Below are 26,515 nucleotides of genomic sequence, written 5' to 3'. Positions count from 1 at the left end.
AGAGCGAAGCCTCCTGCAGACAATGACGCGATACAAATGCCCCGGCGCGATGCGCTCCTCTTGCTCGCAAACGCTACGGTAATAATGGTTAACGGAACCTTTCGATCGGGCCTCCACTAGGAAAAATCTGCCGGGCAAACATGGCTAACAGAACCTTTCTGCCGGCTTCCCGCGCCCTCGAAAAATCAACAACCAATTGAAATTACACAACTTCCCACGTTGGCACGGCTTTCGCTGAGAGAGGGATGAGACCGGAGGGTTTGGGAGAACCTGACAGTCTCGTTCACGGGGTCGGCCAAGGCGCTTGGGAGAGCGAGGTGGCAGGCTCACTCAGGGGAGATTTCCGATGCAGAACGCGCTTCTGATCGGCTTGTCGCGGCAGATGACGTTGGAACGGCAGATGGATGTCGTCGCCAACAACGTCGCCAATGCCAACACCAACGGCTTCAAGGCCGACCATTCGCTGTTCGAGGAATTCCTCAATTCGAACGCGCGTGAGGACAATTTCATCGCCTCCGACCGCAAGGTCTCCTATGTGCAGGACCGCGGCACCTTCCGCGACGTCGGCCAGGGGCCGATGGAGCCGACCAACAATCCGCTCGACATGGCGATCGACGGCAACGCGTTTTTCGCGGTGCAGGCCAATGGCGGCGAGCGCTACACCCGCGACGGCAAGTTCTCGCTCAACAGCACCGGCCAGCTCGTCACCTCCGACGGCAACCTCGTGCTCGGCACCGGCGGCCCGATCACCTTCCAGCCGACCGACCATGACATCAACGTCGCCCCCGACGGCACCGTCACCGTGCTCGAGGGCACGGCCAGGACCGACTCGATCCGCGGCAAGATCCGCATGGCCTCGTTCGACGATCCGGCCAAGCTGACCAAGCTCGGCGCCAACCTCTATGACGCCGGCTCCGCCGTCATCCAGGCCGACGCCAAGTCCGTGGTCCGCCAGGGCTACATCGAGAAATCGAACGTCAACTCGGTCGGCGAGATGAGCCGCATGGTCGAAGTCATGCGCAGCTACACCGCGATCGCCAATCTGCTCCAGCAGCAGAGCGACCTCCACAAATCGGCGATCGAGAAGCTCGCCGACGTTCCGGCCTGATGTAAGGGATTACTGACATGCAAGCGCTCCACACCGCTGCGACCGGAATGGCGGCCCAGGAACTCAACGTCCAGGTCATCTCCAACAACATCGCCAACCTGCGCACCACCGGCTTCAAGAAGCAGACGGCAGCGTTCCAGGATCTGATCTACGAACACGTCCGCCGCGTCGGCGCGCAGGCCTCGGATCAGGGCACCATCCTGCCTGTCGGCGTCGACGTCGGCGGCGGCGTCAAGACCGTCGGCACGCCGCGCAGCATGACGCAGGGCACGCTGTCGCAAACCGGCAACGACCTCGATCTCGCGATCTCGGGCGAAGGCTTCTTCAAGATCCTGATGCCCGACGGCACCTACCAGTACACCCGCGACGGCACCTTCCAGATGGACAATCAGGGCCGCGTCGTCACCGCGCAGGGCAACCCGGTGCAGCCGACCATCACCATCCCGAACAACGCCTCGGGCATCGCCGTGAGCGAGCAGGGCCAGGTCTCGGTGACGCTGCCGGGCTCGTCGACCTCCTCGATCATCGGCCAGATCGGCGTGACCCGTTTCATCAACAAGGCGGGCCTGCAGCCGGTCGGCAGCAACCTGTTCACCGAAACGCCGGCCTCCGGCGCGCCGCAGGACGGCACCGCGAACTCCGAAGGCTACGGCAAGCTCACCCAGGGCAGCCTGGAACAGGCCAATGTCGACGTCGTCTCGGAGATGAGCGACCTGATCGCCGCGCAGCGCGCCTACGAGATGAACGCCAAGGTCATCAGCGCCGCCGACCAGATGATGCAATCGACCACGGCGCTGTTCCGCTGAGGCCAGGACTGAAGCAATGACGATGATCCGCGCCACCCTTGTCACGATCTCCGTCCTCCTCGCGCTGGCGCTGCCGGCGCGGGCCGCCGACGATTTCATCGCGGCACCGACGCTGCGCGCCAGCGTCACCGTCACCTCGGACGTGGTGCGGGTCGGCGATCTCATCGACAACGCCGGCTCGGCCGCGCTGATCCCGGTCTACCGTTCGCCCGATCTCGGCACCACCGGCGCGCTGCCGGTCGCGCAGGTGCTGTCGGTGCTGCGCGGAAAACAGGTGATTGGCGTGATGACCGGCGACATCAAGGAAGTCCAGGTCACCCGCCTCGCCCGCACGCTCGTCAACAAGGACCTCGAAAACGCCGTGGCCGCCGCGCTGGAGCGCCGCTTCGGCCTTGGCGATGCCGCCAACATCACCGTCACCTTCGACCGCGGCATCTCCGACATGCGGCTGGACGCCTCCAACAGCGGCGCGCTGCAGCCGGTCGCGACCCGCTACGACGCCCGCAGCGGCCGCTTCGACGTCGCCTTCGAGATCGTCAACGACAACAATCCGGCGCCGACCAAGCTGCGCTTCACCGGCAACGCGATCGAGACGGTGGAAGTGGCCGTGCTGACGCGCGACATCGACCGCGCCGACCTGCTGAAATCCTCCGACGTCGCGCTGGAGCGCCGGCCGAAGGCCGAAGTCACCGGCGAGGCCGCCTCGCGCGACCGCACCGTCGGCATGCAGCTGCGCCGGCCGATGCGGGCGGGCACGCCGATCCGCGTCGCCGACATCGTCAAGCCCGACTTCGTGTCGCGCGACCAGAGCGTCACCGTGATCTACCAGGTCCCCGGGATCTACCTCACCACCCGCGGCAAGGCGCTCGAGAGCGGCACCGAGGGCGACACCGTGAGCGTCCTCAACCTGCAGACCAAGCGGACGCTGACCGGAACGGTCACCGGCCGCGGCCAGGTCACGGTCCAGGGCGCCAGCCAGTCCGCGCCGATGCCGGCCGCGGTCGAGCAGAGCTCGTCGCTCAAGCGCGACGAAGCGCCCGCCCCCGTCGATACCGCGGCCCTCCTCCGCAACCTGGTCCAGGCCCCGGCGTCCCAAGCGCAAGTCGCACAGGCCCAGATCCCGCAAGTTCGCGTCTCGCAAGCTCCAGCCAAGTCAGAGTAAGTCATGTCCAGGTTCAGTTCGGCTTCCCGTCTTCGTCGCATCGCGATCTCTGCCCTGCTGCTGGCAACCTGCGCGCTGGCGAGCGGCTGCTCCTCGATCGACCGCCTGTCACAGATCGGCGAACAACCGAAATTGTCGACGATCGACAATCCGACGACGCAGCCCGGCTACAAGCCGGTGCAGATGCCGATGCCGAAGCCGGAAGTCGCCTCCTACAATCCGAACTCGCTGTGGCGCAACGGCAGCCGCGCCTTCTTCAAGGACCAGCGCGCGACCCATGTCGGCGACCTCCTGACCGTGACCGTGAACATCACCGACAAGGCCAACATCGCCAACGAGACCCAGCGCAGCCGCACCAACAAGGAAGACTCGGGGATCACCGACTTCATCGGAGGCAAGACGCTCGGCGTGCAGGCGCAGAAGGTGCTGCCCGGCCGCATCCTCACCGCCGATTCCAGCGCCTCCAGCGACGGCAAGGGCTCGGTCAATCGTACGGAAGCCTTGCAGACCAACGTCGCCGCGGTGGTCACGCAGGTGCTGCCGAACGGCAACCTCGTGGTCGAGGGCAAGCAGGAGATCCGCGTCAATTACGAGATCCGCGAGCTCGTGGTCGCCGGCATCGTCCGCCCCGAGGACATCCAGAGCGACAACACCATCGATTCCAGCAAGATCGCGCAGGCCCGCATCGCCTATGGCGGCCGCGGCCAGATCACGGACGTGCAACAGCCGCGCTACGGCCAGCAAGTCATGGACGTGCTGCTGCCCTTCTAAGTTTCTCCCGAGCTCCCACATCGTGCTCGCGAACCTAGGCGCGAACGACGATGTACGACGCGGCCCTCGCTAGCTCCCCTGGCGAGGGCCGCATCTATTTTGCGAAGACGTTGCTCCACACTCCGTCATTGCGAGCGCAGCGCAGCAATCCAGAGTCTTTCCGCGGAGGCAGTCTGGATTGCTTCGCTGCGCTCGCAATGACGACGGAGCGACTTCACGTAAACTCCGCCTCCACCACGCCCAACCCGTCCAGTTCCATGCGCACCTTGTCGCCGGCCTTCAGCCACAGCGTCTTGACGAGGCTCCCTGTCAGCACGAGCTGTCCCGCGTGCAGGCCCTTGCCCTCGGCGGCGAGATGGTTGGCGAGCCAGGCGAGTGCATTGTGGGGATGGCCGAGCACGTCGGCGCCGGTGCCGTGGCTGACCTCCTCGCCGTTGACGATGGCGCGGCCCTTGACCGATTTCAGGTCCGGCACCGACGAGCGCGGCACGGACGGCCCCAGCACGCAGCCGGCGGCGAAGAAATCGTCGGCGATCAGCGTCGGCGCGCCCATCGTCTCCCACTTCACGTAGCGGTCGTCGACGATCTCGATCGCGGGATGATAGGCCTCGACGGCTTCACCGACCCATTCGGCCGTGAACGGCGCCTCGCCGGCGGCAAGGTCGCGCTTCAGCCGCACCACGATCTCGCATTCGACACCGACACGCACGTAATCGGAGGCCGCGAGCTTGACGCCGCTGTCGTGCACGCCCTTCTGGAACACGCCGCCGCCGCAGGGATGCGGAATGCCGATATAGTCCTGCATCACCGCACTGGTGCAGCCGATCTTGTAGCCGACCAGCGGCCCGGCATGCGGCAGCAGCAGATCGTGCAGCGCGCGCTGGACTTCGTAGCCTTCGTCCTCGTCGGCGGGAGGAACCTCAAGCGCGGCAAGCGGCGCGTGGTTGCGCCGCGCCAGCGCGATCGCCTTTGCGGCTTTGAGAATCTTGTCCATCGGCGCCGCCTCCCACGCAACACAATCGAGGACGGCACTTCAGCACCCCCGCCGGGGCGTGACAAGGACGGGGCGGCCTCACGCCTTGACGAGACCAAGACGGATCAGGCTCTCGGCCGTCGCCAGGATCGCCTCGTCATTGGAGCGGGCCTGCCAGCCGAGCAGCGACCTCGCCTTGGCGCTGGTGGAATGCCGCACCCTGCCAAGCATCGGCACCACCGCACGCAGCAGCGGAATCCGGTTGGCGGCCAGCCGCACCAGCCAGTCCGGGGCCTGGAGCCGCGGAACCCGGCGTGCGGCCGGGCCGAGTTCCCGCCGCAAGACCCTGGCGATGTCGAGGATCGACATCGTCTCGCCGGCGACCGCGATGAAGCGCTCGCCTTTCGCCTCGGGCGCAATCATCGCCCGCAGATGCAGATCGGCGACGTCGCGCACGTCGACCACGCCGAAATAGACCCGCGGCACCGCCGGCACGGCGCCGTCGAGCAGCGATTTGACGATCTCGATCGAGCCGGAGAAGTCCGGCCCCAGCACCGGACCGAAAATGCCGGCGGGATTGACCACCGACAGTTCCAGCCCGCCGCCCTCGTGCGCGAGGAAATCCCAGGCCGCCCGCTCCGCCAAAGTCTTGGATTTGATGTAGGGCTGCACGTCGGCGCCTTCGAGATTGGTCCAGTCGGTCTCGTCGAACGGCTTTTCGCGCGGCGGATGGCCGTAGCCGATCGCGCCCAGCGACGAGGTGATGACGACCCGCCTGACGCCGGCATCCCGCGCGGCGCGCAGCACCCGCAGCGTGCCGTCACGCGCCGGGATGATCATCTCGTTCTCGTCCCTGGGAACGCTGGTCGACAGGGGCGAGGCGACATGCAGCACGTAGTCGCAACCCGAGACCGCCTCGCGCCAACCCTCGTCCCTGGTAAGGTCGGCGATCAGGAAGGACAGGCTCTCCGGCGAAATCGCCCCGCCCTCGCGCAGCATCGTCAGCACGTCGTCTCGCCGGTCCGGCCGGCGCACCGTCGTCCGCACCCCGTGGCCGGCGGCCAGAAGTTGCAGGACGACATGGCTGCCGACGAAGCCGGACCCGCCGGTGACCAGAACGGTGCTCATTGCCAATTCCCCTTCGGTGTGCGGCCAGGCGAATGGGTTCCGCCGGCCCTGCTCAAGGCCGCATCTGGTCACTATCTCCCGGGGGACAAGTAGAATGGATTTCGAGACCGGTATGGAAAACCTGACCAGCATTTGCGACGGCGACTGCGATTGCAGCCCCGACCCCGCCCTGCTCGCCGACTTCAAGCGCGCCATCCACGCGCTCGGCGGCAAGTGGAAACTGGAGATCCTGTTTGCGCTGATGAACGGCGCGGTTCGGTTCGGTGCCTTGCGGCGATCGATCGGCGGCATCACCCAGCACATGCTGACCACGCAACTGCGCGAGCTCGAGCAGGACGGACTGGTGTCGCGGACGGTCCTCGCTTCGAGGCCGTTGCAGGTCGCGTACGAGCTGACCGATGCGGCCTACGGCCTGCTGCCGGCGTTTAAGGAAATATTGAGCTGGTCCAGGCTTTATGGGGATGCGCGCCTCGTGACGTCGCAGCAGGCCTGATTGCAGCGATGTCTGATGCTGCCGGATCGGTGTCTCAGCATCCGGGCCGATCCCGTTGATGCGACTCGCAAAACATCCCGCACCTGAAGTGAAGGCTGTTTCTCATCCGAACTCACGTGAGCTCGGAGGAGTCGAGTCTAGCTCATTGATCGCGATTCACTTTTCGCGATTGCAGCCGCGCGTTGAAGCGCGCGTCGGCAAGCGACAGGCAACATGCTGATCACAGCGCGAAGCGGCGCCTTGCGTCCAAAAACAAAGAGCCGCATCGCTGCGGCTCGAACTCTATTCGTCGCGATAGACCTTCTCGCGTTTCTCGTGGCGCTCCTGCGCTTCCACCGAGAGCGTCGCGATGGGCCGGGCTTCGAGCCGCTTCAAAGAGATCGGCTCGCCGGTGTCCTCGCAATAGCCGTAGGTGTTGTCCTCGATGCGCTGGAGCGCGGCGTCGATCTTGGCGATCAACTTGCGCTGGCGGTCGCGGGCGCGGAGTTCGATGGCGCGGTCGGTTTCGGACGATGCCCGATCGGCGAGATCGGGGTGGTTGACGTTCTCCTCCTGCAGCGCTTGCAGGGTGAGCTTGGACTCTTTGAGGATCTCATCCTTCCAGGCGAGGAGCTTCAAACGGAAGTACTCCTTCTGCCGGTCGTTCATGAAAGGCTCTTTTTCGGTCGGTCGGTAGTTTTTCAACTTTTCCAAGGGCGGCCTATCTTCTTAAGCAACGACTCGTGAACGGAACGACGTCCGTTGAGCCGGGGCTTATATAGCGACCTCCTGTGACAGACAATATTTCCTTAATCGCTCGGTTACCGCCCCCAAACCCTTGCACAGGAAGGTTTATCCTGGAGGGTCCGGAGGCGGCCAAAAGCCTAGTAACCGACCGTGAAACGCTGCCGCGCATGGGCCGGCCGCTCGATCTCGTCGGCGAGCGCGATGGCGTAGTCGGCAAAGCTGATCCAGCTCTTCCCGCTCGCATCTGCGAGAAGCTGGTCGGTCCCGAGCCGGAACTTGGCCGTGCGCTCCCCCTCGACGAACAGGGCCGAGGGCGAGATGAAGGTCCAGTTCAGGTCCTTTTCCTGCCGCAGCAGGTCCAGGAAGGCGCCGCCTTTCTCCGCTTCCGCCTTGTATTGGGCCGGAAAACCAGGGGTTGTAACCAGTTTGACGCCGGGAGCGACTTCCAGGCTGCCGGCTCCACCGACGACCAGGTAGCGGCCGACCCTGGAATCCTTTGCCGCGCCGATCAGCTTGAGCGGGTCGCTGGCCAGGAAGTGCACGGAACTCACAGCGACGTCGTGCCCGGCCCACAGCTTGGCAAGACCCGCCTGATCGAGCACGTCGCCCTTGGTGGGCGTGACATGCGGCAGGACCGCGATCTTCTCGGGGTTTCGGGCGATGGCCGTAACGGTGTGGCCGCGACGGGCCAGTTCCTTGGTGATTTCCGACCCGGCCCGGCCCGAGGCGCCGGCGACTGCGATTTTCATGAAAGGCTTCCTTTGCTTCTGTGGTAACTAATGGTGACTAGATATCGCAAAGGATGCTGGTGTTAAGAGAGCACTTTGCGCTTACCTGATTACGCAGGAGTAACCGGCGAGCGGCCGAAGAAGATTGCGAGGACCCCGACGATGAAGCCAGACGTCTATGCAGCGAACTGCCCCACGCGCCAGATCCTCGACCGCGTCGGCGACAAATGGGCGGTGCTGATCCTGCTGCTGCTGCGCGAGGAGCCGATGCGCTTCAATCAGTTGCGCCGCACGATTGAAGGCATTTCGCAGAAGATGCTGAGCCAGGTTCTCAAGTCGCTCGAGCGCGACGGATTGATCAAGCGTCACGCCATCGCAACCGTGCCGGTGACGGTGGAGTATTCGATCACGCAGCTCGGCGTGACGCTGGCCGCCGCCGTCGATCCGCTGCGCGACTGGGCCGAGCAGAACCTGAAAGACGTGCTCGCCGCCCAGCGCCGTTACGATGCGCAGCTTAAGGACGTCGCGGCGTGAATGGCAAGCTCTGGAGCGAGCCGTTCGCGCGCCGCCCCAAACTCCGCTGTCATGCCCCGGCTTGACCGGGGCATCCAGCACGCTGAGGCTTCTCGATTCAAGACGACTGTCTCTGGAATACTGGGTCGCCCGGTCAAGCCGGGCGACGACAACCTGCCCGACTAGTCTAAGCCTGTCCGGCCTTGGCGAGTTCGACCTCGACGCGCAGCTCGATCTCGGACAGCACGGAATCGAGACCGGGATCACCGGAGGACGATTTCAAATTCGTCGCGGCATCCCGCAGCCGCATCACCGTCGACGCGTCGAGATTGCCGGACAGCAGGCCCATCTTGAGATCGTCGAGCACGTCGAGCGCGGTCCTGCCGCGAGCGACCGAACGCTTGCGGCGCTCGACCGGATCCTCCTCGATGCCCTGCAGTGCAAGCAGTGCATCGATGTTCGCGGCGGCCTTCGGCGCGGCAGCGCTCCGCGTCTCCTGCGCCGACGAGGCGTCGGGCAGGACGAAGGTGCCGGAGCCCGTCCGCTTGGCCTGGCTGGCCGGCGTTCCAAGCGTTGTGCCGTTCGGTCCGTAGATGCGCATCGCAGCAATCCGGGTGATCGATGCGCCACATTCGCCGTCTTATGGTTAACGGCGCGTAAACAGCCCGGCAAAATCTGCCGAGAGGCGGCAGTTTCGCGCCTCAGGGAGAACGCCGGCTGACACCGGTCGAAACAGGTTTATTCAACCTATTCAATCGACTACCCCAATTTTCCCGTGTTGGCACAGCGCTCGCAAGGACAGCGTCGGACCAGCTCGTCATGGGAGTGTCGAGATTGGTCCGAGATTTGAGGAGCCTCGGGGAGCAGAGGATGCCAGCCGTTCGTTGGGTAAGGATTCTTGGGGTGGCCTGCGCCGCGCTGTCAGCGCTGGCGCTCTCGGTCGCGCCCGCGAGCGCGACGTCGCGCATCAAGGATCTCGCCAATATCGAGGGCGTACGGCAGAACCAGCTCATCGGCTACGGCCTCGTCGTCGGCCTCAACGGCACCGGCGACACGCTCAACAACATCCCCTTCACCAAGCAGTCGCTGCAAGCGATGCTCGAGCGCATGGGCGTCAATATCCGCGGCGCCACCATCCGCACCGGCAACGTCGCCGCCGTGATGGTGACCGGCAATCTGCCGGCTTTCGCCACCCAGGGCACGCGCATGGACGTCACCGTCTCCGCGCTCGGCGACGCCAAGGATCTGCGCGGCGGCACGCTGCTGGTCACCCCCCTGCTCGGCGCCGACGGCAACGTCTACGCGGTTGGACAGGGCTCGCTCGCGATCTCCGGCTTCCAGGCCGAGGGTGAAGCGGCCAAGATCGTGCGCGGCGTTCCGACCGTCGGCCGCATCGTCAACGGCGCCATCATCGAGCGCGAGATCGAGTTCGCACTCAATCGGCTGCCGAACGTCCGGCTGGCGCTGCGCAACGCCGACTTCACCACGGCCAAGCGGATCGCGGCCGCGATCAACGACTATCTCGGCCTCAAGACCGCCGAGCCGATCGACCCCTCGACGGTGCAGTTGTCGATCCCGCCGGACTTCAAGGGCAACGTCGTCGCCTTCCTCACAGAGATCGAGCAGCTCCAGGTCGATCCCGACCTCGCCGCCAAGATCATCATCGACGAGCGCAGCGGCATCATCGTGATGGGCCGCGACGTCCGCGTCGCCACCGTCGCGGTGGCCCAGGGCAACCTCACCGTCACCATTTCCGAGAGCCCGCAGGTCAGCCAGCCCAACCCGCTGTCACGCGGCCGCACCGTGGTCACGCCGCGCACCGGCGTCAGCGTCACCGAGGACGGCAAGAAGTTCGCCGTCGTCAAGGACGGCGTCTCGCTGCAGCAGCTCGTCGACGGCCTCAACGGCCTCGGCATCGGCCCGCGCGACCTCATCAGCATCCTGCAGGCGATCAAGGCCGCAGGCGCGATCGAAGCCGACATCGAGGTGATGTGATGCAGACCAGCATGATCAACACCCCGCACGTCGCAACGTCGCCGGCGTTCTCCGTCGAGAGCCGTAACGGCCGGCCCGATTTCGAGCTCGCCGCCGCACTGCAAAAGGTCCCGCCGAAGCAGCAGGCGAAGGCGCAGAAGACCGCCACCGATTTCGAGGCGATGTTCCTCAACAGCATGTTCTCGCAGATGACCTCGGGCCTGAAGGGCGAAGGTCCGTTCGGCGACACGACGGGCACCGGCGTGTGGCGCTCGATGCTGACCGAGCAATATTCCAGGAACTTCGCCAAGGCCGGCGGCGTCGGCGTCGCAACCGAGGTCTACCGCACCCTCATCATGCAGCAGGCGAAAACCATCCGCACGGCATAAGGTCAAACGAGATGAACCACTTCAACGCCTCACGACAGCCGGTGCAAGCGCAGCGCCCGAACACTGCTCCCGGCAGCACCGAGGCGCGCAAGGTCGCCGAGCAGTTGATGGACGCGATGAGCGCCCTGCTCGGACTGATCGAGCGCGAGACCGAGCTCGTTCGCGCCGGCCAGGTCCGCGAGGCGATGACTCTCGAAAGCAAGAAGCAGGAGTTGTCGCGAAACTATGTCAGCGCCGTCAGCGAATTGAAGGCGAACCAGCCCCAGCTCGCCAAATCCGCGCCCGAGCTGCTCTCGACGCTGCATCGGCACCACGATGCGTTCCGCGCAATGCTCCAGGTCAATCTCACCGTGCTCGCGACCGCACATGCGGTCTCCGAGAGCGTCGTGCGCGGCGTCAATGCCGAGATCCAGAAGCGCAACGTGCCGAACACCTATACGGCCGCGGGCCGTCGCGCCACGCCGGGCCCGCGCCACATCACGCCGCTCGCGGTCAGCCGCTCGCTCTGAGCACGCGCAAAAACCAGCGACAATTTTACGAAAACCCGCGCGGCGATCTCGTCGCGCGGTTAGGCACGTTTCCTTACCAGGTCTTCAAACCTGGTGTTCCATGGTTGCGTATTGAGAGGGGTTGGGATTTGACTCACGTGAGGCAACCAGGAGGCTGCCATGAGTACAGATTTCAGCATCAGGCCGGTGGGGATACCGGCCCCCGTGCAGACCGTAACGACGTCGAATTCGGCGGCGAACGAGGCGGTGCAAACTGATTTGCCGGTGAGCCAGACGGTCGCCGCAAGCGATACCAGTGCGGCCTTGCGCGGTGATTTGCCGAAGAACGAGAACGTCTCGCGTCAGGTCGTGTTCGACCAGGCCGCCGCGTCTTTCGTCTTTCAGGTGGTCAACGACAGGACCGACGCCGTGGTCAATCAGTTCCCCGACGAAGCGATGCTGCGCCGGCGGGCCTATTTCCATGCAGAGGATCTGAAGTCCCAGCCCTCGCGTCCGCTCAATACGGACGTCAGCGCCTGACGGTCACGTATCGAGCGTGGCCTGCGCGGTGTCGAGATAGGTCGAGCCGGTCGCGGGATCCGTCACGACGTTCTTGATCTGCGCCTTGCCGGTATCGGTCAGCGTGAACTTGGTATTCCCGAAACGGAATGAGCCGTCCTTGATCAGCACCTGCTGGTACTGCGACGTGCCTTCGCTCTGGTAGTGGATCTGCGCGCGAAATCCGCTGACCCGCGAGACGTTCAACGAGAACGTCTTGCCGTCCGGATACTTCCCGGTCCAGCTGCCCTGGTAGAGCGAGGAATCAACCGCGACATATTTCGATGAGCCGGATGTACTCGACAGCACGTTCGACTTGTACGCGGTCGACAGAATGCTCATGAGGTCGGCCATGACGGGTTTTCCGTCAGGGACGACCGGACAGACCGGCGGCGATATTGCGGTTGATCTCGATCAGCGGACGGAAGTGATCGAACTGCGGGCTCATCTGGAGCGCCGCGGTCTGGCTCAACACGAACACGCTGATGTTGGCGATCTTCTGCCGGACGTCCAGCGGCTGCGGATTGTTGTCGCGCATCGCCTCGCTCAGGAAGATCGTCCAAAGCTTGCGGTTGAACATCAGGGCGTGTGTGGTCTGCTCGCTGAACGGGTCGGCGCTGTTGACCGCGTCCTGCAGCTTGTTGGCGGCCTTGAGCAGCGTCTGCGCCTCGACGTCGCGAGGAGATGCGGTTGTCGTTGCGACACGCGCGTAGGCCGAGGCAGCGGAATTCGACATCAATCACACCTTGGAGGTTACCTAGCCCGTTGAACGCGCTTAAGGATTTCTTTCCCAACCCTAGGCAGCACCGCTTAAGATTTGCTTACGTGTGTGCATGGAAGGCACTCCGGATTATTACGGGGCTCGGAGCTCTTCTCAGCACAACGCTAGATGCACATACGCACGCTGTAAACTTGCTTTGCGTGATGCGTGTCGATCTCAGCTAATCCTGCCTTAGCGATCTCCCTCAAAACAACGGCGGAGCATTAGCTCCGCCGCGACGTCTCAGCGATCTTGCGTTGCGAATTAGCGCAGCAGCTGCAGCACGCTCTGCTGCGACTGGTTGGCGAGCGACAGCGCGGACACTGCGATCGACTGGCGGGTCGACAGCGCCTGGCTGTTGGCCGCTTCCTCGTTGGTGTCGGCGAGCGTCAGGTTGGACGAGCCGGTCTGCAGCACGTTGATCAGGTTCTTGGAGAAGTCCTGACGCACCTGCACGATCGAGAGGTTCGAACCGAGCGCGGAGCCTTCCGAGCGCAGCGTGCTCGAGGCGGCATTCAGGCTGGTCAACACCTTGTTGGTGGCGCCGTTGTCGATGAAGTCCGTGCCCGGGACGAGATTGCTGAGTCCGAGACCCGCCGCGTTGAAGACCACACCGTTGATACCGAGCGTCGAGCTGCCGGTCTCGTTGAAGACCAGCTTCAGCGTGTCGCCATTGAGCAGGTTGACGCCGTTGAAGGACGAGTCCTGCGAGGTCGTGTCGATCTGCGCCAGGATGTTGTTGAACTGGCTGACCAGGCCAGAGCGCGCCGTCTGCGCCACGGGATCCTGGACCGGCGGCTGCGCCGTGGTAAAGGCCAGAACACCCGTGAGCGTGCCGCCAACCGCGCCGCCCGCCGCCGCCGAACCGAGGGTCGAAGAGGCGTACTCGTTGACCGTGGTCACCGTGAGCACGCCGTTGGCGTCGATCGTTGCCGTCAGGTGGTTGGCCTGAAGCTGCACATTGAGCTGATCCAGCGTCTTGACGGTCCCGTTGGTACCGTCGCCGAAGGTGACATTCACCGGCGTGCCGCCGTTGAACGAGCTGAAGGTGAGCGTCTTGCCGCTGACGCCACCGACGCCCGAGGTGCGTGCCGCGCTGAACGCCGTCGCCGTTCCCGTGTTGCCGCTGAGACCGAATGCACTGAGAGCGTTGCCGGTGCCGGTGATCGAAAGGTCGGCGTTGATGCCGGTCGAGAGCGCCAGCTGACCGCTGGTATTCACCGACGACGGGATCTGGCCAGCGGTGGTCGAAAGCGTCGCGGCACCGAGGAAGATGCTGGCGGTCTTCACGCCCGTGGCAAGGTCGATCGAGTTGAGCAGGTCGGTCAACGTCGCGCTCTGGAGATAGACGGTCGAGTTGCCGTTGCCGTCGGTGACGATATTGCCGTTGACGCCGCCGGAGGTCACGCTCGTCGCCGATTGCGGCGTCTCGGCGTTCTTGAAGGTGATGGTGTGGCCGTCGATGTTCAGCGTCGAGCCATCCTTGACCAGGCTGCCGAGCGAACCCGCGGTGGTCTGCCGGTTGGCGCTGATGCTGGCATTGCCTGCGCCGGTCGCCGAAGTCAGACCGAGCGCCTTCAGGAAGTCGGCCTTACCCGTCACGTTCAGATCGGAACCGGTTGAGCTCTTCAGCGTAACGGCGCCCGCGGTAATGGACGACGGCGTCTGGACCGTACCAACCGTCGCGCCGCTCGTCGCGATCGTCGCTGCGCCCGCACTGATCGTCGCCGTCTTGACCCCGCTGGCAAGATCGACCGCGCTGAGCAGGTCGTTGACGGTGGCCGTCGGAGCAGCGGTCGTGCCCATGTAGATAATGGAATTGCCGTTGCCGTCCGTGGCGATGTGGCCGCTGGCGTCGAGGCCCCAGCCGGTCGGTTGGGACGAAGGTGCAGCACCGGTGCGGAAGGTCACGGTTTTACCGTTGACGGTGATCGAGTCGCCGTCTGCCGGCGACGCTCCGAACGTGGTCGCGGCGGTCGCACCGATCAGCGTGTCGGTGCCGGCGAGGTTAGTGGTGGTGTCGGCGGCTTTGGCAACTGCGCCGGTCAGCGTGCCGGCCGTCGAACCGAGCGACGCGCCGAGCGATGCGCCCGAGGTCACCGGCGTCACGCCGCCGGCTGCACCGGTATAGAGCACGTTGCTGTTGGCGGTCGCGCTCGCATAGGAGGTCGTGCCGCGCAGGTCCGCCGGGCTTGCACCCGGAATGGTGGTCGAGACGTTGGACTTGGTCGAGTAGCCGACCGTGGTCTGCAGCGCCTGGTTGGCGATCGACTTCGCGCTGTCGATCAGCTTCTGCAGCGAGGTGATGCCGGTGTTGGCCGCCTGAAGCACCTGGACACCGTTGTTGATGCCATCGAGCAGGTTGCTGATGTCGCTCGCCCGGTTGTCCAACCCCTGTGCGGTGAAGAAGTTGGTGGGATTGTCGAGCGCCGTGTTGACCTTCTTGCCGGTCGACAGCCGCTCCTGCGTCGTGGCCAGCAAATTGGCCGTCGACTGCAGCGACAACAGGTTCTGGCGAACGGACGCCGAGAGAACGATGTTGGACATTGGCGAGACTTCCTCTTGAACCGGATACGAATCGGCCGCGCGGTTTGGAAAGCGGGCTTTTGTCCAGTCTTAGGGGCTGTCCTTTAAAGTATGGTTAACGGCGGTTTAAGGGATAGGGTTAATGGGGGGTTAGCCCCCTTCCCCCGGTTTCACACGGACCCCGCGCCAACGAAAAAAGCGGCGGGGCCGAAGCCCCGCCGCCTGATTTTATACTGTTAATTCAGCTACTTATTAGCGGAGCAGCTGGAGCACGCTCTGCTGCGAGGTGTTGGCCAGCGACAGCGCGGAGACCGCGATGGACTGGCGGGTCGACAGCGCCTGGCTGTTGGCCGCCTCGACGTTGGTGTCGGCCAGGGTCAGGTTGGACGAACCGGTCTGCAGCACGTTGATCAGGTTCTTGTTGAAGTCCTGGCGCACCTGCACGACCGAGAGGTTCGAACCGAGCGCCGAGGCTTCCGAGCGCAGCGTGCTCGACGCGGCGTTCAGGTTGGTCAGGACCTTGTTGGCCGCGGCGTTGTCGATGAAGTCGACGCCGACGGTCAGCGCAGCGAGGCCCAGACCCTTGGAGTTGTAGGTCACGCCGGTGATGCTGAGGCTCGACTTGGCAGTCTCGTCGAACACCAGCTTGAGCTGGTCGCCGTTCAGGAGGTTGACACCGTTGAACGAGGAGTCCTGCGAGGTCGTGTCGATCTGGTTCAGGATGTTGTTGTACTGAGAAACCAGGTTGGCACGGGCCGTCTGCGCAACCGCGTCCTGAACCGGGGTGGTTGCGGTCGAGAAGGTCAGCGCCGACGTCAGCGTGCCGCCGATCGTACCGCCCGCGGTGGTCGAGCCGAGCGTCGAAGACGCGTAGTCGTTGGACGCGGTGATGGTGAGCTGGCCGTTGGCGTCGATCGTCGCGGCCAGGTTGTTGGCCTGAAGCTGCGTGTTGAGCTGATCGAGCGTCTTGACCGTGCCGTTGGTGCCGTCGCCGAAGGTGACATTGACCGCCGTGCCGCCGTTGAAGGAGGTGAAGGTCAGGGTCTTGCCGGCAATGCCGCCGATGCCGGAGGTGCGAGCCGCCTGGAAGGTGTTGGCCGAGCCGGTGTTGCCGGCGAGGCCGAGCGCGTTCAGCACGTTGCCCGAGCCGGTGATCGAGAGATCGGCGTTCACGCCAGTCGCGATCCTGAGCTGACCGGAAGTATTGATCGACGAGGCGGACTGGCCGGTGGCCGTCGACAGTGTGGCAGTGCCGTTGGCGGCAATGCTGGCGGCCTGCACGCCGGTGGCGAGGTCGATCGCGTTCAGCACGTCGGCCACCGTGCCGGCCTGCAGATAGACGATCGAATTGCCGTTGCCGTCTGTGATGACGTTACCGCTCTTGCCGGAGCCGGACGGGATCGCCGGAGCACCCGCGGAGCCGGGCACCGGAGCGTTCTTGAAGGTGATGGTGTGACCATCGACGTTCAGCGCCGAGCCGTCCTGGATCAGCTGACCGAGCGACGCGGCGCTGGTGGTGCGGTTCACGCTCACCGCGGCATTGCCACCGCCGGTCGCGGTGCTGAGACCGAGAGCCTTCAACAGGTCGGCCTTGCCGGTGACACTCAGGTCAGCGCCGGTCGAGCTGCGCAGCGTAACCTTGCTGGCAGTGGTGACGCCGACGTCGGATGCGGTCTCGCCGGCACTGGTGCTGATGACCGCAGCGCCGGTGGTGATCGCGGCAACCTTGACGCCGCTGGCGAGGTCGATCGCGGTGACGAGGTCGCCGGCCGTGGCAGCGGGAGTTGCGGTGGTGCCGAGATAAACCGTCGAGTTACCGTTGCCGTCCGTGACGATGTTGCCGCTTACGCCCGAGCCGGTGGCAACAGCGGTCGAAGCCGGAGCCGCGCCTGCACGGAAGGTGATGGTCTTGCCGTTGACGGTGAGCGTATCGCCGTCGGCGGGCTGAGCGTTGCCGACCAGGCCGGTCGCCGTCGCCGCACCGTTCGCGATCAGGGTGATGCCGGCGCTCAGCGCCGTCGAGCCGTCGCCGGCGGTTGCGGTTGCGCCCGTTTGGACACCTTGAGGCGCCCCGAGCGTGACGGACGAAGTCGCCGCATGCACGCCGCCCGCCGTGCCGTCATACAGCACGTTGCTGGAAGCGACAGCGCTTGCAAAACTGGTGGTGCCGCGCAGGTCGGCAGCCGTCGCACCCGCGATGGTGGTCGAGACGTTCGACTTGGTGGAATAACCGACCGTGGTCTGCAGCGCCTGATTGGCAATCGACTTCGCGCTGTCGATCAGCTTCTGCAGCGAGGTCAGGCCGGTGTTGGCGGCCTGGAGCACCTGCACGCCGTTGGCAATGCCATCGAGCAGATTGTTGATGTCGCTGGCGCGGTTGTCGAGCGACTGGGCCGTGAAGAAGTTGGTGGGATTGTCCAGGGCCGAGTTGACGCTCTTGCCGGTCGACAGACGGTTCTGTGTGGTGGCGAGGAGGTCGGCGGTGGACTGGAGAGACAGCAGGTTCTGGCGAACCGACGCAGAGAGAACAATACCGGACATAACTCTTACCCTTCTGGTTTACGCGTCTTCGTTCGATCGCTTCGGATCGAGTGACAGGGACAGCCTGCCGCGACATGGCTAACAAAGGGTGAAATGAGACGCGCCAGCATAAGCGCCGGTTCACCATAAACCGGCGGGAGAAACCGGCGCCGCCCCAAAATCCGGCTGAATTTACTGGCGTTTTTCCGCGCTTACGCTCCATTAACCATAACCGCGGGTTACTTTTCGGAAGCTCGATCAGCACCGCCGCGAACATGGACGCAAAAAGAAGGCGGCGGGGCCGAAGCCCCGCCGCCATGTCTTGGTTAAAGATGTGTTGCGATGTCGTCCGCTTGTTAGCGGAGCAGCTGCAGCACGCTCTGCTGCGACTGGTTGGCCAGCGACAGCGCGGAGACCGCGATCGACTGACGGGTCGACAGCGCCTGGCTGTTGGCGGCTTCGACGTTGGTGTCGGCCAGGGTCAGGTTGGACGAACCGGTCTGCAGCACGTTGATCAGGTTCTTGTTGAAGTCCTGACGCACCTGCACGATCGTGAGGTTCGAACCGAGTGCCGAAGCTTCCGAACGCAGCGTGCTCGAGGCCGAGTTCAGGTTGGTCAGCACCTTGTTGGTCGCCGCGTTGTCGATGAAATCGACGCCGCTGGTCAGAGCGGCGAGGCCCAGACCCTTGGAGTTGTAGGTCACGCCAGTGATGCTGAGGCTCGACTTGGCAGTTTCGTCGAACACCAGCTTGAGCTGGTCGCCGTTCAGGAGGTTGACACCGTTGAACGAGGAGTCCTGCGCAGTGGAGTCGATCTGGTTCAGGATGTTGTTGTACTGATTGACCAGGTTCGAGCGAGACGTCTGAGCAACCGAGTCCTGGACGGGGCTGGAAGCCGTCGAGAACGTCAGCGACGAGGTGAGCGTGCCGCCGATCGAACCACCCGCGGCGTTCGACCCGATCGTCGAGGACGCGTAGTCGTTGGTGGTCGACACCGTCAGCAGGCCGTTGGCGTCGATCGTCGCGGTCAGGTTGTTGGCCTGAAGCTTCGTGTTGAGCTGGTCGAGCGTCTTGACCGTGCCGTTGCTGCCGTCGCCGAAGGTGACATTGACCGCCGTGCCGCCGTTGAAGGAGCTGAAGGTCAAGGTCTTGCCGGTGATGCCGCCGACGCCGGAGGTACGGGCCGCGGTGAAGGCGGTCGCAGTGCCGGTGTTGCCGGCGAAGCCGAGCGAGTTGAGCGCATTGCCCGTGCCGGTGATCGACAGGTCGGCGTTCACGCCGGTGGACAGCTTGAGCTGGCCCGACGCGTTGATCGACGAAGCCGTCTGGCCGGTGGCGGTCGACAGAGTGGCAGTGCCGTTAGCGGCAATGCTGGCGGACTGAACGCCGGTGGCAAGGTCGATCGCGCTCAGGACGTCGGCGATGGTGCCGGCCTGCAGATAGACCGTCGAGTTGCCGGCGCCGTCGGTGATGACGTTGCCGCTCTTGCCGAAGCCGGTCGGAATTGCCGGAGCACCGGCAGAGCCCGGAACCGGGGCGTTCTTGAAGCTGATGACGTGTCCGTCCACGTTCAGCGTCGAGCCGTCCTGGATCAGCTGGCCGAGGGAGGCAGCGCTGGTGGTGCGGGCCACGTTCACCGTGGCGTTGCCGCCACCGACGGCCGAGCTCAGGCCGAGGGCCTTCAGCAGATCCGCCTTGCCCGTGACGTTGAGGTCGGCACCGGTCGAGCTGCGCAGCGTAACCTTGCTGGCAGTTGTGACGCCGACATCCGATGCCGTCTCACCAGCGCTCGTGCTGATGACCGCAGCACCGGCGGTGTTCACGGCAACCTTGACGCCGCTGGCGAGGTCGATCGCGGTGGCGAGATCGCCCACGGTCGCGGCCGGGGTACCGGAGGTGCCGAGGAAGACGGTCGAGTTGCCGCTGCCGTCGGTGACGATGTTGCCGCTGACGCCCGAGCCGGTGGCAACAGCAGTCGAGGCAGGAGCAGCGCCGGCACGGAAGGTGATGGTCTTGCCGTTGACGGTGACCGTGTCGCCGTCGGCGGGTTGGGCGGTGCCGACCAGGCCGGTCGCCGTCGCCGCACCGCTCGCGATCAGGGTGATGCCCGCGGAGAGAGCCGTCGTGCCGTCGCCAGCCGTCGCGGTCGCGCCGGTGTCAACGCCCTGGGTCGCGCCCAGAGTGATCGCCGAGGTTGCCGCGTGCGTGCCGCCCGCCGTGCCGTCATACAGCACGTTGCTGGTGGCAACCGAGCTTGCAAAAGACGTCGTGCCGCGCAGGTCGGCAGAGGTCGCACCGGAGATGGTGGTGGAGACGTTGGACTTGGTGGAGTAGCCGACGGTGGTCTGCAGTGCCTGGTTGGCGATCGACTTCGCGCTGTCGATCAGCTTCTGCAGCGAGGTGATGCCGGTGTTGGCAGCCTGCAGCACCTGCACGCCGTTGGCGATGCCGTCGAGCAGATTGTTGATGTCGCTGGCGCGGTTGTCGAGCGACTGCGCGGTGAAGAAGTTGGTGGGATTGTCCAGGGCCGAGTTGACGCTCTTGCCGGTCGACAGCCGGCTCTGAGTGGTCGCGAGAAGATCAGCGGTGGACTGGAGGGAGAGCAGGTTCTGACGAACCGAGGACGAGAGAACGATACCGGACATTGACTGTTACCCTTCTGGTACGCAACGCAACAAACTTCGATTAGGATTAATCGATGCCGGGACGGTGACCGTTTGGGGCTAACAAAGCATGAAGCGTGTCGCACCAGTCCTTGCGCGGATTCACCATAAACGCGATCGAGGCCAGATCACGCCCGCGTGTATCGCCATGATAGATTGATGCTTTTTCGTGCAGCGACGGTGTGTTTGCTACTTGTCAACCATAACTCAGAGAGAGCAATTGGCTGCATTCGAATGCATCCTCTTCGTCTCACCACACGACGTCTTCATACACCGGCACAAAAGAAAGCGGCGGGGCCGAAGCCCCGCCGCCATGTCTTGCTTAAAGATGTGTTGCGATGTCTGCCGCTTATTAGCGGAGCAGCTGCAGCACGCTCTGCTGCGACTGGTTGGCCAGCGACAGCGCGGAGACCGCGATCGACTGACGGGTCGACAGCGCCTGGCTGTTGGCCGCTTCAGTGTTGGTGTCGGCCAGGGTCAGGTTGGACGAACCGGTCTGCAGCACGTTGATCAGGCTCTTGTTGAAGTCCTGACGAACCTGCACCACCGAGAGGTTCGAACCGAGCGCCGAGGCTTCCGAGCGCAGCGTGCTCGAGGCCGCGTTGAGGTTCGACAGCACCTTGTTGGTCGCGGAGTTGTCGATGAAGTCAACGCCGCTGGTCAGAGCGGCGAGGCCCAGACCCTTGGAGTTGTAGGTCACGCCGGTGATGCTGAGGTTGGACTTGCCGGTCTCGTCGAACACCAGCTTGAGCTGGTCGCCGTTCAACAGGTTGACGCCGTTGAACGAGGAGTCCTGAGAGGTCGTGTCGATCTGGTTCAGGATGTTGTTGTACTGGTTGACGAGGTTGGCGCGGGACGTCTGCGCAACCGTGTCCTGGACGGGGCTGGAAGCCGTCGAGAACGTCAGCGAGCTCGTCAGCGTACCACCGATTGCACCACCCGCGGCGCTCGACCCGATCGTCGAGGACGCGTAGTCGTTGGTGGTCGACACCGTCAGCAGGCCGTTGGCGTCGATCGTCGCGGTCAGGTTGTTGGCCTGAAGCTTCGTGTTGAGCTGGTCGAGCGTCTTGACCGTGCCGTTGCTGCCGTCGCCGAAGGTGACATTGACCGCCGTGCCGCCGTTGAAGGAGCTGAAGGTCAAGGTCTTGCCGGTGATGCCGCCGACGCCGGAGGTACGGGCCGCGGTGAAGGCGGTCGCAGTGCCGGTGTTGCCGGCGAAGCCGAGCGAGTTGAGCGCATTGCCCGTGCCGGTGATCGACAGGTCGGCGTTCACGCCGGTGGACAGCTTGAGCTGGCCCGACGCGTTGATCGACGAAGCCGTCTGGCCGGTGGCGGTCGACAGAGTGGCAGTGCCGTTAGCGGCAATGCTGGCGGACTGAACGCCGGTGGCAAGGTCGATCGCGCTCAGGACGTCGGCGATCGTGCCGGCCTGCAGATAGACCGTCGAGTTGCCGGCGCCGTCGGTGATGACGTTGCCGCTCTTGCCGAAGCCGGTCGGAATTGCCGGAGCACCGGCAGAGCCCGGAACCGGGGCGTTCTTGAAGCTGATGACGTGTCCGTCCACGTTCAGCGTCGAGCCGTCCTGGATCAGCTGGCCGAGGGAGGCAGCGCTGGTGGTGCGGGCCACGTTCACCGTGGCGTTGCCGCCACCGACGGCCGAGCTCAGGCCGAGGGCCTTCAGCAGATCCGCCTTGCCCGTGACGTTGAGGTCGGCACCGGTCGAGCTGCGCAGCGTAACCTTGCTGGCAGTTGTGACGCCGACATCCGATGCCGTCTCACCAGCGCTCGTGCTGATGACCGCAGCACCGGCGGTGTTCACGGCAACCTTGACGCCGCTGGCGAGGTCGATCGCGGTGGCGAGATCGCCCACGGTCGCGGCCGGGGTACCGGAGGTTCCGAGGAAGACGGTCGAGTTGCCGCTGCCGTCCGTGACGATGTTGCCGCTGACGCCCGAGCCGCTGGCAACAGCAGTCGAGGCAGGAGCAGCGCCGGCGCGGAAGGTGATGGTCTTGCCGTTGACGGTGAGCGTGTCGCCGTCGGCGGGCTGGGCGGTGCCGACCAGGCCGGTCGCCGTCGCCGCACCGCTCGCGATCAGGGTGATGCCCGCGGAGAGAGCCGTCGAGCCGTCGCCAGCCGTCGCGGTCGCGCCGGTGTCAACGCCCTGGGTCGCGCCCAGAGTGATCGCCGAGGTTGCCGCGTGAGTGCCGCCTGCCGTGCCGTCATACAGCACGTTGCTGAGCGCGGTGGCGCTTGCGAAGGACGTCGTGCCACGCAGGTCCGAAGCCGTCGCACCGGAGATGGTGGTGGAGACGTTGGACTTGGTGGAGTAGCCGACGGTGGTCTGCAGCGCCTGGTTGGCGATCGACTTCGCGCTGTCGATCAGCTTCTGCAGCGAGGTGATGCCGGTGTTGGCGGCCTGCAGCACCTGCACGCCGTTGGCGATGCCATCGAGCAGATTGTTGATGTCGCTGGCGCGGTTGTCGAGCGACTGCGCGGTGAAGAAGTTGGTGGGATTGTCCAGGGCCGAGTTGACCGACTTGCCTGTCGACAGACGGTTCTGCGTGGTGGCGAGAAGATCAGCGGTGGACTGGAGGGAGAGCAGGTTCTGACGAACCGAGGAGGAGAGAACGATACCGGACATTGGGTGTTACCTTTCTGGTAAACGACGCTTACTGTTACGCGTCTGCTTGATCGAGATTTGCCAAGCGACCGGCGGACCGTGGCGCCGAGAATCTAACGAAGCATGAAATGAAACCGTCGCTTTCGCCGAGTCGCGGGATGATTCGGCAGGACAAGCGTCACCGCCACCGCGCTGCGGCTCGAACCAGCCATTGAAATGATTGGTATTTTTCTCGAAAAAACCGGGGATTCACAACTCGTTAACTAGTCTTGAGAGAGTATTGCGCCCTGATCCGCCGCAACACACGCTCGGTTACGAAAGCGTTGATGGAGAACAGGCATGGCCCTCAAGGTCGAGCTGAGACCGCACGAACGCATCATCGTCGGTAACTGCGTAATAACCAACACCGACCAGCGCGCCCGCCTTCTGATCGACGGCGAGAACGTGCCGATCCTTCGCGAGCGTGACATCCTCACGCCGGAGACCGCCGATACGGCGGCCAAGCTCGTCTATCTGGCGGTGCAGCTCATGTACATCTCGCCCGATCCGCAGAGCCAGCACGGCACCTACTTCAACCTGGTGCGCGACATCGTCACCGCGGTGCCGAGCGCCTGGCCGATCATCGAAAGCATCAACAACCACATCATGAGCGGCGATCTCTATCGAGCCTTGAAGGACGCCCGCAAGCTGATCTCCTATGAAGACAAGCTGCGCGAGCAGTTCGAGGCGACCCATCCCAAGGACGGCGTCGCGGCCGACGTCAGCTCGGCCGCCTGAGCGCTTCGCACATCCGAACGAAAACGCCCCGGACCGGGTCCGGGGCGTTTTCGTTTCAACACGTCAAGACAAGTGCTGATGTCACTGCGCCGCGAGCGGCGGCGCTTCGACCTCGATCACGGCGCCGGCGCTGCGGCGTTCGCCGAACTCCAGCACCGTAGCCAGGAGCGCGTCGATGTCCCTCTCGTCGGTGCGGTGATTGACGATGGCCGCGCGGATCGCGAACTTGCCGTCCAGCGTCGTGCTTGACGGCGCCGCGATGCCGGACTCCTGGACATCGGCGACGATCTCGCGATTGACCGCATCGTCGGCACGGTAACGGAAGCAGACGATATTGAGATTGACCGGCGCGAGCAGCTCCAGCCGCGGCTCGGCGAGAACGCGCGCTTCCAGATATTTTGCCAGCGCGCAGCTTCGCGCGATCACCGCGCCCAACCGATCGGTACCGAACGTCTTCAGCGTGAACCAGGTCTTCAGCGCACGGAAGCCGCGCGACAGATCGGGGCCGAGATCGCAGGGCCAGACCGCGCCGGCTGCAAGGCCCCTCGCCTCGCGGCTCAGATACGCCGCCGGCTGCGCAAAGGCCTGCCGATGCTGCTCGCCGTCGCGCACCAGCAGGAAGCCGGCATCGTAAGGCACCTGCCCCCATTTGTGGAAGTCGAGCGCAATGGAATCGGCGAGCTCGATGCCGCCGAGCAGGGGCGCAAGCTCCGGCGACAGGATCGCGAGCGCACCGAAGGCGCCATCGACGTGAAACCAGATCCCCTCCTCGCGGCACAGCTCGGCGATCGCCTTGAGATCGTCGATTGCGCCGATATCGACCGTGCCGGCGGACGCGACCACCAGGAACGGCTTGAATCCGACCGCGCGATCGGTGGCGATCTGCGCGCGCAGCGCGGCCACGTCGATGCGATGATCGGAATCGACATCGATCTTGCGCAGCGCATCGGTGCCGAGCCCGGCAATGTCCATCGCCCTGGAGACACAGCCATGCGCGGCCCGCGACGTGTAAGCCGTGAGCAGTGCGCCATCATTGCCGATGCCGTGCTGCCGCGCCAGCGCGCCGAGCGCAGCCGTGCGCGCCACCAGCACGGCCATCAGATTGGCCATCGACGTGCCCGTGACGAAGATGCCGCTGGCGCTCTCCGGGAAAGCGAACAGATCGCGCATCCAGGCAACGATCTGGCGCTCGACCTCGATCGGCATGTGGTCGCGCCCGCCGAGATTGGCGTTGAGGCCGGCTGCGAGCATTTCGGCGAGCATGCCGACCGCGGTACCGCCGCCATGCACCCAGCCCATGAAACCGGGGTGAACGTTGCCGGTCGCATAGGGCGCGACATGCTCTGAGAATTCGCGATAGACCTCGGCGAGATCGCTCGCCTCGCGCGGCACTTCGGCCTTCATCGCCGCCCTGACAGCATCGGGGATCGGCTGCCACACCGGACGCGCACGAACATTGGCGATGCCGTCGATCGCCTCGTCCAGCATGCGGTGCGCGAGTGCGCGAAATTCGCTCCAGTCCTGCGGATCGAGCGAGGTGTGCGTGACGGCGCTTTGCGCGTTGCGGATGATCTCGTTCATGTGGCCCTCCCCTCGCCGTTCATGGCGTGCCGCGACAGCATCGCCGTGAACGCGGCGAAGATCTTGCGCATCTGCGGCGGCTTGTACGGAAACACGGCGGGTGGGTCCATGTTGTGTACGACGGCGGTGTTGTCCGCCTCGAACACCAGCAATTCGCCGTCCCGGTTCTCGGCGCAATCGACGATGAAGTAGTCGAGGCCGACGCGCTTGCTCATCTCGTCGAGCGCAGCTTTATGCCGTGCAGCGAAGGCGTGATCGAAGTCCTGCATCCAGACGGCTTCTTCAGCGCGCTTCTCTTCGCTGAACGCCATGTAGGCGTTGAGATACCAGATGTCCCAGCGGTCGGCGATCGCCATGTGGCAGGCGTAAGGTTTGCCGTCGACCACGGTGAGACGGTATTTGCGGTAAAGTCCGTCCGGGCTCGCATAGTCGACGAAGCGCGCGACGAAAAATTCGTGCTCCTGCCGCTCGGCGAGATACGCAGCGAGCGCCGCAGCGTCGTCGATCTTCGCGAGTCCGACGCCGGCATGCGTACCGCGCGGCCGGACGATCATCGGAAAGCGCAATTCGCCCGTGATGCTCTCGCACGCGATCTTGCCTTGCGAAAGTTCCGACAATTGCCCGCGCGTCGCGTGGGCGGTCACGGGAATGTCGAGACCGGAGATGCCGGCCAACAACCGGTACAGTTTGTCGCGGTCGAGATTGCCGATGAACTCGGGGCGATTGAGCAGCGGCCGCGGCCAGCGTGGCGCAGCCTTTGCGATGACGGCAAGTGTCTCGCGGCATTCCTCGGAATCGGAGGCGACCACGATGGCGACGTCGTGATCGGGCAATGTCTCGGGAAGGCCGACGCCCTTGATGACATAGAGCGTCAACAGCTCGATGTCGGAGCCTTCGAGCAGGAATTCGATCGGGGTGTTGCCACCCATGTCGATATCGGCCGCGAGCGCGAGCACGCGCAGGCGGGGTTTCGCAGCCGCGCAAGGGGTACGAAACAATTGATGGAAGGAGAGCACCTCGCTCTGGATCACGAGCCCGGCCTCCTTCTCACCCAGAAGCTGGGCAATCAGCGACAGATCCAGGCCTTCGCCCGCCTCCGCCGTTCCCTCCGCGATCCGTGCCAGAAGATGCTCGCGCAACGGATGCAGATCGCCGCCCTCGAAAGCCCGGCGCGTCAATTGCGCAAAGCCGATGCGGTCGGAATAGTTCGGCGTGGTCACGCTATCGGGCGCGAAAACAGGATGCAGCATC

24 protein-coding genes are annotated in these 26,515 nt (G+C 64.6%); 11 read left to right on the top strand and 13 right to left on the bottom strand.

What is annotated here, in order from left to right:
• Window positions 1–346: 346 nt before the first annotated feature.
• The 4 genes from flgF to flgH are packed head-to-tail and all read left to right on the top strand — an operon-like array spanning window position 347 to window position 3,847.
• Window positions 347–1,108, top strand: coding sequence for a flagellar basal-body rod protein FlgF (gene flgF, locus F8237_RS27210; RefSeq protein ID WP_151649299.1), 762 nt, complete (start codon window positions 347–349; stop codon window positions 1,106–1,108).
• Window positions 1,109–1,125: 17 nt separating this feature from the next.
• Window positions 1,126–1,914, top strand: coding sequence for a flagellar basal-body rod protein FlgG (gene flgG / locus F8237_RS27205; protein ID WP_151649298.1), 789 nt, complete (start codon window positions 1,126–1,128; stop codon window positions 1,912–1,914).
• A gap of 22 nt (window positions 1,915–1,936) precedes the next feature.
• Window positions 1,937–3,076: a flagellar basal body P-ring formation chaperone FlgA gene (gene flgA, locus F8237_RS27200; protein ID WP_162006410.1), complete on the top strand. Its 1,140-nt coding sequence runs from the start codon at window positions 1,937–1,939 to the stop codon at window positions 3,074–3,076.
• A 3-nt stretch (window positions 3,077–3,079) separates the two neighbouring features.
• The gene (gene flgH / locus F8237_RS27195) at window positions 3,080–3,847 is read left to right on the top strand and encodes a flagellar basal body L-ring protein FlgH (protein ID WP_151649296.1); all 768 of its coding nucleotides are present in this window, start codon (window positions 3,080–3,082) and stop codon (window positions 3,845–3,847) included.
• Between the two features lie 214 nt (window positions 3,848–4,061).
• Here the strand turns inward: flgH and F8237_RS27190 are convergent, their stop codons facing one another.
• Both F8237_RS27190 and F8237_RS27185 read right to left on the bottom strand, forming a co-directional pair.
• Window positions 4,062–4,841, bottom strand: a complete 780-nt coding sequence (locus F8237_RS27190; RefSeq protein WP_151649295.1) for a 2-keto-4-pentenoate hydratase — start codon at window positions 4,839–4,841, stop codon at window positions 4,062–4,064.
• A 78-nt stretch (window positions 4,842–4,919) separates the two neighbouring features.
• Entirely contained in the window at window positions 4,920–5,948 is a 1,029-nt protein-coding gene (locus tag F8237_RS27185; protein WP_151649294.1) for an SDR family oxidoreductase, read from the bottom strand.
• A 94-nt stretch (window positions 5,949–6,042) separates the two neighbouring features.
• Here F8237_RS27185 and F8237_RS27180 point away from each other — a divergent pair, with 94 nt between their 5' ends.
• Complete coding sequence (locus tag F8237_RS27180) at window positions 6,043–6,441, top strand: winged helix-turn-helix transcriptional regulator (RefSeq protein ID WP_201280159.1); 399 nt, start codon at window positions 6,043–6,045, stop codon at window positions 6,439–6,441.
• Window positions 6,442–6,723: 282 nt separating this feature from the next.
• Here F8237_RS27180 and dksA read toward each other — a convergent pair whose 3' ends face one another.
• Window positions 6,724–7,089, bottom strand: a complete 366-nt coding sequence (gene dksA, locus F8237_RS27175; RefSeq protein WP_008554760.1) for an RNA polymerase-binding protein DksA — start codon at window positions 7,087–7,089, stop codon at window positions 6,724–6,726.
• Between the two features lie 215 nt (window positions 7,090–7,304).
• Window positions 7,305–7,916 carry an NAD(P)-dependent oxidoreductase gene (locus F8237_RS27170; RefSeq protein ID WP_151649293.1) on the bottom strand — a complete coding sequence of 204 codons (612 nt, stop codon included), beginning with the start codon at window positions 7,914–7,916 and terminating at the stop codon, window positions 7,305–7,307.
• 141 nt (window positions 7,917–8,057) lie between these two features.
• Here F8237_RS27170 and F8237_RS27165 point away from each other — a divergent pair, with 141 nt between their 5' ends.
• Window positions 8,058–8,429, top strand: coding sequence for a winged helix-turn-helix transcriptional regulator (locus tag F8237_RS27165; RefSeq protein ID WP_151649292.1), 372 nt, complete (start codon window positions 8,058–8,060; stop codon window positions 8,427–8,429).
• A 166-nt stretch (window positions 8,430–8,595) separates the two neighbouring features.
• On the opposite strand, the gene F8237_RS27160 is transcribed toward F8237_RS27165, so the two are convergent.
• A complete protein-coding gene (locus tag F8237_RS27160) occupies window positions 8,596–9,009 on the bottom strand; it encodes a flagellar assembly protein FliX (protein WP_143840785.1) in 414 nt (137 codons plus the stop codon).
• Between the two features lie 269 nt (window positions 9,010–9,278).
• Here F8237_RS27160 and F8237_RS27155 point away from each other — a divergent pair, with 269 nt between their 5' ends.
• From F8237_RS27155 to F8237_RS27140, 4 genes are all read left to right on the top strand, one after another.
• Complete coding sequence (locus F8237_RS27155; RefSeq protein ID WP_151649291.1) at window positions 9,279–10,403, top strand: flagellar basal body P-ring protein FlgI; 1,125 nt, start codon at window positions 9,279–9,281, stop codon at window positions 10,401–10,403.
• On the top strand, window positions 10,403–10,771 hold the full coding sequence (gene flgJ, locus F8237_RS27150) for a flagellar assembly peptidoglycan hydrolase FlgJ (protein WP_162006239.1): 369 nt from the start codon (window positions 10,403–10,405) through the stop codon (window positions 10,769–10,771). Before F8237_RS27155 ends, flgJ begins: the two co-directional genes overlap by 1 nt.
• Window positions 10,772–10,782: 11 nt before the next feature.
• The gene (locus F8237_RS27145; RefSeq protein WP_151649289.1) at window positions 10,783–11,280 is read left to right on the top strand and encodes a hypothetical protein; all 498 of its coding nucleotides are present in this window, start codon (window positions 10,783–10,785) and stop codon (window positions 11,278–11,280) included.
• Window positions 11,281–11,439: 159 nt separating this feature from the next.
• Window positions 11,440–11,799: a hypothetical protein gene (locus tag F8237_RS27140; RefSeq protein WP_151649288.1), complete on the top strand. Its 360-nt coding sequence runs from the start codon at window positions 11,440–11,442 to the stop codon at window positions 11,797–11,799.
• A gap of 3 nt (window positions 11,800–11,802) precedes the next feature.
• On the opposite strand, the gene F8237_RS27135 is transcribed toward F8237_RS27140, so the two are convergent.
• The 6 genes from F8237_RS27135 to F8237_RS27110 all read right to left on the bottom strand — a co-directional run bounded on the left by F8237_RS27135 (window position 11,803) and on the right by F8237_RS27110 (window position 22,927).
• Window positions 11,803–12,171, bottom strand: a complete 369-nt coding sequence (locus F8237_RS27135) for a hypothetical protein (protein ID WP_151649287.1) — start codon at window positions 12,169–12,171, stop codon at window positions 11,803–11,805.
• 13 nt (window positions 12,172–12,184) lie between these two features.
• On the bottom strand, window positions 12,185–12,553 hold the full coding sequence (gene flaF / locus F8237_RS27130) for a flagellar biosynthesis regulator FlaF (protein ID WP_151649286.1): 369 nt from the start codon (window positions 12,551–12,553) through the stop codon (window positions 12,185–12,187).
• Between the two features lie 288 nt (window positions 12,554–12,841).
• Complete coding sequence (locus F8237_RS27125; protein ID WP_151649285.1) at window positions 12,842–15,124, bottom strand: DUF1522 domain-containing protein; 2,283 nt, start codon at window positions 15,122–15,124, stop codon at window positions 12,842–12,844.
• 231 nt (window positions 15,125–15,355) lie between these two features.
• Window positions 15,356–17,644, bottom strand: coding sequence for a DUF1522 domain-containing protein (locus F8237_RS27120; RefSeq protein WP_151649284.1), 2,289 nt, complete (start codon window positions 17,642–17,644; stop codon window positions 15,356–15,358).
• Between the two features lie 335 nt (window positions 17,645–17,979).
• Window positions 17,980–20,268 (bottom strand): DUF1522 domain-containing protein, encoded by a 2,289-nt coding sequence (locus F8237_RS27115; RefSeq protein ID WP_151649283.1) that lies wholly within the window; start codon window positions 20,266–20,268, stop codon window positions 17,980–17,982.
• Window positions 20,269–20,638: 370 nt separating this feature from the next.
• Entirely contained in the window at window positions 20,639–22,927 is a 2,289-nt protein-coding gene (locus F8237_RS27110; protein WP_151649282.1) for a DUF1522 domain-containing protein, read from the bottom strand.
• A 318-nt stretch (window positions 22,928–23,245) separates the two neighbouring features.
• Between F8237_RS27110 and flbT the strand changes: the two genes are divergently transcribed.
• Window positions 23,246–23,683, top strand: a complete 438-nt coding sequence (flbT, locus tag F8237_RS27105) for a flagellar biosynthesis repressor FlbT (protein WP_151649281.1) — start codon at window positions 23,246–23,248, stop codon at window positions 23,681–23,683.
• Between the two features lie 81 nt (window positions 23,684–23,764).
• Here the strand turns inward: flbT and F8237_RS27100 are convergent, their stop codons facing one another.
• Together F8237_RS27100 and F8237_RS27095 are read right to left on the bottom strand one after the other, a co-directional pair.
• Complete coding sequence (locus tag F8237_RS27100; protein WP_151649280.1) at window positions 23,765–25,264, bottom strand: pyridoxal phosphate-dependent decarboxylase family protein; 1,500 nt, start codon at window positions 25,262–25,264, stop codon at window positions 23,765–23,767.
• Window positions 25,261–26,514, bottom strand: coding sequence for an ATP-grasp domain-containing protein (locus F8237_RS27095; RefSeq protein ID WP_162006238.1), 1,254 nt, complete (start codon window positions 26,512–26,514; stop codon window positions 25,261–25,263). Before F8237_RS27095 ends, F8237_RS27100 begins: the two co-directional genes overlap by 4 nt.
• Window position 26,515 lies beyond the last annotated feature (1 nt).

Source organism: Bradyrhizobium betae (assembly GCF_008932115.1).
In the GTDB taxonomy this organism is placed as follows: Bacteria; Pseudomonadota; Alphaproteobacteria; order Rhizobiales; family Xanthobacteraceae; genus Bradyrhizobium; species Bradyrhizobium betae.
Note: the sequence above shows the minus strand (reverse complement) of the source record. Positions and strands in the feature narration are given on the sequence as shown.